Here is a 3,168-nt window from a genome sequence, read left to right on the forward strand (position 1 = left end):
GTCGTGGGCGGGGCCGCCGAGGCGTACGAGACGGTGCAGGGCACCGCGAACTCCGCGCCCAGCGCGGCGGCGACCCGGCCCACCGAGGCCCGTGCCCGGGCGACCCGGGTGCCCGCCGCCGCCAGCACCAGCGCGTCCAGCCCGCCCGACTCCACCTCAGCCAACCGTCGGCGCAGCCCGGCCAGCAGCCCCGGGTCCACCGTGCCGTCCGCGGGCCCCAGCACGTCGGTCACCCGTACCGCCAACTCCGGGGCCGACTCACGGGCCGCCGCCACCGCCGCCGGGACGTCCACCCGCCGGTGGTACGCGGCGGTGAGCAACAGCGGCACCACCACCGCCTCGGCATGCCCGGCCGCCGCGAGGCCGAGCAGCACCTCCGTCGGCCCCGGGTCGGTGTGGTCCAGCCAGCTCGGCAGCACCACCGTGCCGGGACGGGCCGCCTCGACGGCCCGGGCGAGCGCCCGGGTGGCTTCCGCCGCCCGCCCGTCCCGGCTGCCGTGCGCGACCAGCACCACCGGCGCGCCGCCGCCCACGCCGGCCGCCGGAGGAGTGTCCGGCCCGGTCAGACGTGCAGGCCGCACTCGGTCTTCTCGAACATGGCCCACCGGCCGGCCCGCGGGTCCTCCCCGGCCTTGGTCCGCCGGGTGCAGGGCCAGCAGCCGATCGAGCCGTAGCCGCGGCTGAACAGCTCGTTGACCGGGATGTCGTATCGGGCGATGTAGGAGTCGACGTCGGCCTGGGTCCAGGCGGCGATCGGGTTGACCTTCACCTTTCCCCGCCGAGGGTCGAAGGTCACCACCGGCGTGTTCGCCCGGGTGGGCGACTCGTCCCGGCGCAGCCCGGCCGCCCAGGCGTCGTACCCCGCGAGGGCCCGCTCCAGCGGCTCCACCTTGCGCAGCTGGCAGCAGTCGTCCGGGGAGCGGTTGAACAGCCGGGGGCCGTACTCGGCGTCCTGCTGGCCGACGGTCTGCCGGGGCCGGATCGACCGGACGTTCACCGGCAGGCGGCGGGCCACCTCGTCGCGGACCTTGAGGGTCTCCGGGAAGTGCAGCCCGGTGTCGAGGAAGACCACGTCGACCCCGGGAGCGACCCGGGACACCAGGTGGGCGAGGACGGCGTCCGCCATCGAGCTGGTGACGCAGAACCGGTCGCCGAAGGTCTCGGCCGCCCAGCGGGCGATCTCCAGCGCCGGCGCGCCCTCCAGCTCGCGGCCGGCCCGCTCGGCCAGCGCGCGCAGCTCCTCGGGGCCGCGGCGGGCCGGGTCGGCCGGTTGCGGCCCGCCCGGGCCGACCAGGCCCAGGTTCGTCGCGGACAGCAGCTTCATCGGGCCACCACCTTGCTGAGCAGGCCGGTGAACTTCACGGTGAAGACCCGCGCGCAGGCGTGGCACTCCCAGGCGCCGTGCCCGGCCTCGTTCGGCCGCAGGTCCTCCTCACCGCAGTAGGGGCAGTAGAGAGGCGCGGATCGTGTCTCACTCAACGCAGTTCCTCCTCGTCGACCCTGATCACCCAGTTGGCGAACGTCTCGCCCTCGGTCCGGCTCGCCAGGTAACGGCGGGCCAGTCGTTCCACGTACTCGGGAAGCTCGTCGGCGGTGGTCCTCAGGCCACGCAGCTTGCGGCCGAACCCGGCGCTCTGCCCCTGTGCCATGCCCAGGCCACCGCCGAGGTGCACCTGGAAGCCCTCCACCTGGCGGCCGTCCGGGCCCACCACCAGCTGGCCCTTGAGCCCGATGTCGGCGACCTGCGTGCGGGCGCAGGCGTTCGGGCAACCGTTGATGTGGATGGAGATGTCGGCGTCGAAGTCGCGCAGCCGCTGCTCCAGCCGGGCCACCAGTTCCTCGCCGCGCCGCTTGGTCTCGACGATGGCGAGCTTGCAGTACTCGATGCCGGTGCAGGCCATGGTGCCGCGCCGCCAGGCCGACGGCCGTGCCTCCAGGCCGATCCCGCGCAGCGCGTCGACCAGGGACTCCGTCCGCTCCGGCGCCACGTCCAGCACCAACAGTTTCTGGTACGGGGTGAGCCGCACCCGGTCGCTGCCGTGCGCCTCGGCCACGTCGGCGAGCTGGGCCAGCTGGGTGCCGGAGACCCGCCCCACCACCGGAGCGGCCCCGACGAGGTTCCGCCCGTCACGCTGCCGGTGCACGCCGATGTGGTCGACCGGCTTCGCCGGCAGTTGCGGGGCGGGGCCGTCCAGCAGGGTCCGGCCCAGGTACTCCTTCTCCAGCACCTCCCGGAACTTCTCCACACCCCAGTCGGCGACCAGGAACTTCAGCCGGGCCCGGTTGCGCAGCCGGCGGTAGCCGTAGTCGCGGAAGATGCCGACCACTCCGGCCCAGACGTCCGGCACCTCGGTCAGCGGCACCCAGACGCCGAGCCGCTTGGCCAGCATCGGATTGGTGGAGAGCCCGCCGCCGACCCAGACGTCGAAGCCAGGGCCGTGCTCGGGGTGGTCCACGCCGAGGAAGGCGATGTCGTTGGCCTCGTACGGGGTGTCGACCAGCCAGGAGATCGAGGTCTTGAACTTGCGCGGCAGGTTGGAGTACGCCTTGTCGCCGACGTACCGGCGGACGATCTCGTCGATGGCCGGGGTCGGGTCGACCAGCTCGGCCTCGGCCACCCCGGCGACCGGACTGCCGAGCACGATGCGCGGGCAGTCACCGCACGCCTCGGTGGTCTGCAGGCCGACCGACTCCAGCCGGCGCCAGATCTCCGGCATGTCCTCGACCCGGATCCAGTGGTACTGGACGTTCTGCCGATCGGTGATGTCGGCCGTGTCCCGGGCGAACTCCCGGGAGATGTCGGCGACCACCCGCAGCTGGGCCAGGTTGAGCTGCCCGCCGTCGATCCGGACCCGGAGCATGAAGAACTCGTCCTCCAGCTCGTGCGGTTCCAGCACGGCCGTCCGGCCGCCGTCGATGCCCGCCTTGCGCTGGGTGTAGAGGCCCCACCAGCGGAACCGGCCCCGCAGGTCCTGCGGGTCGATGGAGGCGAAGCCCCGGTGGGCGTAGATGTTCTCGATCCGGGCCCGAACGTTCAGCGGGTTGTCGTCCTTCTTGATCCGCTCGTTGGCGTTGAGCGGCTCGCGGTGCCCGAGCGCCCACTGCCCCTCACCGCGGGCGCGTCGGGGTGCGCGGGCGGCCGGCGCCGTCGGGGTGCTGGGGCGGGCG

Annotated in this window: 4 protein-coding genes; all 4 read right to left on the reverse strand. The window is 73.9% G+C overall.

What is annotated here, in order from left to right:
- Window positions 1-533: CbiX/SirB N-terminal domain-containing protein (locus E1193_RS30680; RefSeq protein WP_132186621.1), on the reverse strand; the 533-nt coding region annotated here is incomplete at its 3' end.
- 29 nt (window positions 534-562) lie between these two features.
- Complete coding sequence (locus E1193_RS30685; protein WP_132186619.1) at window positions 563-1,324, reverse strand: phosphoadenylyl-sulfate reductase; 762 nt, start codon at window positions 1,322-1,324, stop codon at window positions 563-565.
- Window positions 1,321-1,479 carry a hypothetical protein gene (locus E1193_RS32265; RefSeq protein ID WP_165945872.1) on the reverse strand — a complete coding sequence of 53 codons (159 nt, stop codon included), beginning with the start codon at window positions 1,477-1,479 and terminating at the stop codon, window positions 1,321-1,323. The genes E1193_RS30685 and E1193_RS32265 overlap by 4 nt, the downstream gene beginning before the upstream one ends.
- Window positions 1,476-3,168: nitrite/sulfite reductase (locus E1193_RS30690; RefSeq protein ID WP_132186620.1), on the reverse strand; the 1,693-nt coding region annotated here is incomplete at its 5' end. The genes E1193_RS32265 and E1193_RS30690, both read right to left, overlap by 4 nt.

This window comes from Micromonospora sp. KC606 (assembly GCF_004348675.1).
Lineage (GTDB): Bacteria > Actinomycetota > Actinomycetes > Mycobacteriales > Micromonosporaceae > Micromonospora.